This is a genomic window from Vreelandella olivaria, from assembly GCF_023507745.1.
Taxonomy (GTDB): domain Bacteria; phylum Pseudomonadota; class Gammaproteobacteria; order Pseudomonadales; family Halomonadaceae; genus Vreelandella; species Vreelandella olivaria_A.
This window is the reverse complement of record NZ_JALPZO010000142.1, coordinates 1-5,386: the sequence shown is the minus strand read 5'-3', so window position 1 is coordinate 5,386 and position 5,386 is coordinate 1. Positions and strand designations below refer to the sequence as shown.

At 56.4% G+C, this 5,386-nt stretch carries 4 protein-coding genes; all 4 read left to right on the top strand.

Going from position 1 to position 5,386, the window contains the following annotated elements; translation table 11 throughout:
- A partial coding sequence (locus HP566_RS17265) for a bacteriophage T4 gp5 trimerisation domain-containing protein (RefSeq protein WP_249978557.1) occupies positions 1-597 on the top strand: 597 nt, incomplete at its 5' end.
- Positions 582-1,409, top strand: a complete 828-nt coding sequence (locus HP566_RS17260) for a DUF4123 domain-containing protein (RefSeq protein WP_249978556.1) — start codon at positions 582-584, stop codon at positions 1,407-1,409. The genes HP566_RS17265 and HP566_RS17260, both read left to right, overlap by 16 nt.
- Positions 1,406-4,714, top strand: a complete 3,309-nt coding sequence (locus HP566_RS17255; RefSeq protein WP_249978555.1) for a hypothetical protein — start codon at positions 1,406-1,408, stop codon at positions 4,712-4,714. Before HP566_RS17260 ends, HP566_RS17255 begins: the two co-directional genes overlap by 4 nt.
- The coding region (locus HP566_RS17250) for a tetratricopeptide repeat protein (protein ID WP_425348212.1) at positions 4,704-5,386 on the top strand (683 nt) is incomplete at its 3' end. The genes HP566_RS17255 and HP566_RS17250, both read left to right, overlap by 11 nt.

Genomic DNA, 5,386 nt, shown 5'->3' with positions numbered 1-5,386 from the left:
TCGGGGGAAGAGCAGATCTGGCTCCACGCCCAGAAAGACCTCGGCCTGCTCACCCTTAACGACCGCAGCGAAGAGATTCGCCGGGACAGCCACCTCAAAATCCACCACGACCGCATCAGCGAGATCGCTAACGACGACCACCACACGGTGCATGGTAACCGCTTCGAACATACCGAAGGCCAGCAGCATTTCACGCTGCAAGGCTCGCTGCATATCAAGGCAGGGCAGGCATGGTTAAGCGAAAGTGGCCGAGAGCTGCACATTAAAGCGGGTCACAAAGTCGTGCTGGAAGCGAGTGATGAACTCACCCTGAATGCCGGGGGTAGCTTCATCAAGCTGGAGGGCAGCGGCATCACCCTGGTAGGCCCCAAGGTACGCATTAACGCAGGCGGCAGCCCAGGCAACGGCACCGGGCAGGCGGTGGAAGGCCCGCTGCTGCCAGGGCATGTGGCGGCGGAGGTGCATGAGGCAATTCCTCCTACCTCACTGCCCAAACTAAAGGATTACCAGCTAAGCGAGGCCGCTATTATGCCGCTCTGCGGCAAGATCAATGATACCCAGTGCACCCGAGAGGATTGCCCATGCCTCGCTGGTTGAGCCAACTGGCCGAACGAGGCCGTCAAGCCCCCATGTTGTCTGGCGTCATGTCAGCAGGGCAACCCTCCTATGTCGTGCTTGATCAGCGGCGTGCACCGGAGCAGTGTCGCGCTCTGCTGTCACGTTCAGGCAAGCAGGACTTCATTTCACTGTTTGCGGGCACTTCGTTGTCGCCGCTGTTAGAGGCCAGCCCTTGGCTACTGGCTATCCAGAACGGCAGTGACGCCTGGCATTACGCGGCAGCGCTCTGCCAACAGCGTTTGGGATGGGTGTGCCAACCCTCAGCACATCACACCTTACAAAGCATCGCCGATCATCTTCAGACGCTGTTTGTATTAGATGACTCCCACGGTGGAAAAACGCTGATCAATCTTCAGCAACCTGCCGTCTGGACCGCCTTGCTTGCCAGCGCCCCCGCCAGTGTTTACGCCCACTGGATAAGCCCGCTGCATCACGTGGCCACCCCCACCCCTCAAGGCCAGTGGTTGATGTGGCAGGCCGAAGAGCCAACGTCCCCGGTTCCTGAACGCTGGCAGCTGAGCGCTGGTATGGAAGCCGCGTTGAAGGAAAGCCAGCAGGCGTGGTGGTTAAGCGAACATACACAGGAAACACTCACTACCTTGCCCGATCAATGGGTAAAGCGACTAGGTAGATGCACCCAATACGGCATTACCAAAGGTAGGCATTTAGCAAGGCTGCTTCCTGCTATCCAGCAAGCCGACGAGGCAAGCTGGCAGCGTATTGAAAATACGCTGTGCGAACCCGGTCAATCGGTCAAACAGCGGATTAAAGAAGTGGAGAAAAACGTATGACAACCGATAGCCAAGGTAGCTTTCCTCCACCCATTGTATTACAAACTCACCAGCCTGAACCCTATGAAGGCAGCGTTGAGCAAGCCGCTGGTACTGTCTGTGAGGATAAGTGCTGGGCAGACATCATCTATATCACCGGAACAGGAGACTTCTGGCTATTAACCCACGAGGTTGCCGAAGCACTACACGAAGCGTCTGATGAGTTAGCCGAATGGGTGTTAACGGAAGATCCTGAACAGCGCATCCGCCATCTGGCAGAAGATGCTGGCCTTATCGAATGTTTTTTACCCGCACACCCGGAAAACTTTCTCAATCGCGATGAACGCAACAGTGCCAGGGAAAAGCTGGAGCGTTTAGCCGAACTGCTGAATGCGGATAGAAAAGAGGGGGAGGAAGCCATTGATGCCGGTCAACGTGTCAGCGAGTACCGACCGCTACTGGAAAATGGCTGGCTATGGCTCTCACCACTGATTGTATCCGGCTCGTATGCCTGGGATCGACTCACCCGCCCAGAAGAAACCCGCCTGATCTCAGAGCTACATGCGCTGTACCAGACAGGTACAGAAAAGGCGAAAGAGGCAGGCTATGTCATTGATGGTGGTCACTACTTCGGACCCTGGGAAAGCGAGATTGAACAAGCCCTGGAGGTTTATCGCCAGTGTCGTGAGCGGGTTATTCGAGACGTGGTCTCCGTTTCCAGCCCAGGGATGCTGATACCTGTCCGCGAAGCATTGACGGAATATCAAGCCTTTCTGGCAGACTGCGAATCCATGTCGCCGGTGGACTCCTCACGCTGCGAGGTCATTGGAGACTACTTCCGGCAGTCAGCTGAGCAATTGGATGAAGATGTCTCCACGTACCAAATGAGCATCTTAACACTTGCCACCTTAGGGGTTGCCACACCCGAATGGGCGCTGGCCGATGCCACCACGACCAGTATGCAGGGGCGCCTGTCGCCGGGCATTAATGGGTTCGATTACTACAACGATGTGCTCAAACAAGCCGCGGATTTGTTTGGCGACGTTGAGAGTAAATTATCCCAATGGGCAACCGCCACCGCCCGCAATGCCAATCTTCCGTTACATTTGTTCAATGACGAACGTAACACCTTCCAAAGGCTAACCCGCGAGCTGGACGCTCTTTACGAGCTTGCCGAAGCCCAAGTAGAACAAATGACACCGCAGCGGGTACTTTTTTGGCAAGCCGATATTGAAGACCACCGGCATGCGCTCGGCTACACCCGCCAATCCATTGATGTACTGGTCCGCGATGACTTTCCACTAAGAGAGTTTAGCTCGCCGATGGGAAGCCGCTCATTGAGCCATATTAGCCTGCGGCACTTAATGCGTGACATGCCCGATAGCGAGCGGAACACGCTGGAAAGGCAGCTTAAGCAAGATGGCATACTACCGGCCACCTTATGGGAGGCCAAAGAGACAGCGCTAACGAGCTGGCTTGCCCAACGAGGCTGCGAACGCCTTCAGCGCCAGGCGGAATGGTTTGAAGAACCACTGGGTTTCTTCCAGCCACACCACCTTTACGCAGCGCTCGACGCCCAGGGCCATACGGTTGAATCGCTGCAGGATGAGAGCGCCAAAACAGGTTGGCAAGACACCCTCAAAAAAATCATCTTCACCGGCCCCAGCCGTGAAAAACTAAGACTGTTTGATGCCAGCGCCCAAGCACAAATGCTGCGCCTGGTCGGTATGCCCCATAGCGAGCTGAATGAAGCGCTGGGGGGTCACTTCGAAGACACCGTGGCGCTTATCGAACGTAATGCCACGTTGCAGGTATTTGAGCTGGAAGAAGTACACACAAGCGCAGGGGTGAGTACGTCAGGCCGTGTGCAGCAACGCCATGAAGCAGGCACCCAGCGCAATATAGGCGGCCCCAACCATCAACACTGGCACAGCACTCATCGCCCTGGCTCGGGAAAGGCCAACATCAGCGGCGGTATTCATCATCAGCTCTCCATCAAAGGCACCTTTAGCCTTGCGCGTGGAGCCATTAGCCTGGGCACCCTTCACCTGCCAGAAGAAGCCAATGCCCAGCCCCTATATGCCGTGTTGCGGGAGAACGGCGGAGAGCAGCGTAATTTAGGCCGCTATTCCCTACAGGTATCGGCGGTTGCCAAAGGGTTTGCCGGTGCCTCTCTTGCGCTCACCGCCCAAACAGGGCTCAGTTTCGACCACCAGGGCATCAAAATCACCGGTACGGAATGGGCCAAACGTGAAGCAGAAGGCGCAGCGCTCAAAGCCTTTGCGGGCGCCACGCTGGGCGTGCAAACCAACTGCTCCCTACGCTGGCAACCCCCCATGGACCTGACCAGCCAACTGCCCCAGTTGGCTGATCAGGACTGGCTAACCCTTAGCGTGCAGCAGAACAATCTGGAGGCCTGGCGTTCACTGGGTAAAGCGGTACTGGGGCTGGAGGCCAACGGCGGTATTGGTGGCGAGCTAGGTATGCGGCTGGGCCTCCATCAAGGCAAATTTATTGCCTATACGCGGGCTAAAGTGGTGGCGGGGGCGGGCGTAGGTGGGCAAATCGCGATTGAGCTAGACCTGCAGCAGCTTAACCTGTGGATGATGATGCTCAGTCAGGCCCTGCGCGACAATAACTACGGGTTTGTCGATTGGGTAGATGCCGATGCGTTTGAAGGGCTGGGTTACCTTTCCTACCTGGCCACCACCACGCTACTGGATGTAGGCCTGCTGGCCGCCAGGGGCATTGACGGCATTAAGCGCCTTTATGAGCTAATGACCCAGAGTGATCGGGCAGGCTTGATTGCCTACGCCATTGTGGATGCTTCAAACAATCCCCAAACTGGCCCCGAGCTTTCTACATGGGTACAACACCTTCCCCCGGAAGCATTGGGGCCACTGCTGAATACACTGATCACCCCGCCCGGCTGGCGGGGCTATACCGTGGATAGAGAAAGATTTGATAGAGGGCAGGCAATTGACCTACAGCAAATTGCTATCGCCAGCTGTTTGGAGTGGCTGGAGCGGGGGTACTTAGGCCATCACTATACCCGTGATGCCGCCCAGCAGCTGTTTGAACGGGCCGTGGCAAAAATGACCCCAACAGGCCGGTTTGATAGCGACGCTGCCTGGGTAGAAGCCTACTGCCATAACCGCGAAGCATTAGATGCCTTTATGCGGCGAAATGGCCGTGGTGGCCCAGCTTCGGTAAGAGCACAAGACAATTATCGCCAAATATCCCGCCGTTTGGGAACCGATATTGATGAATATCGTGAAACCTATTCCACACGGCGCGGCACACGGGTGCGCTATCGTGAACATTAAACGAGTGTTTTTCGCCATGTTATTTAAAAAAAGTGTGTTTGTTGCACTGTTAGTTTGGTCACTCAATAGCTGGGCGTTACCCGCGGATATCCAGGCCGCCAAAGATGAAGGTATGCGCCTTTACAATATAGGGCATTCAACAGATGCCATGCCTTATTTACGCCAAGCGGCTGATGCTGGCGATGTAGACGCTATGTATTACATGGGCGAGTCAGAACGCAGACAGAATATGCTGGGCTTAACCACCGAAGCGATGGCGTGGTATTTACAGGCTGCCGAGCAAGGCGACCCCTACGCCATGCTGCAATTGTTCAGAGGCGGTGCCTGCGTAGCCGGCGACCGATGCCCTGACAACAGTGCAGGCTGGCGAGAGGCAGCGTTGGACATTACCCTGCCCAATGCCGAAGCGGGCGACCCGGAGGCGATGCTGGCCCTGTACTATATCTACGCCAATCTGGATGCTTCCCGACTGACCCAGTTCTACAACCTGCTGGGCATTCCCACCCGTGCAGGCAACTGGCTAAAACGGGCCGCTGAAGCCGGGTTGCCGGAAGCCCAAACCCTGTGGGGTCGTCAGATTATGAATGGTCGGGGGTGGTACTTCACCAAACGCCGCCGCCTGGAAGCGGCGGAAAGCTGGTTGAGCCGTGCAGCGGAGCAAGGCCATGTGCC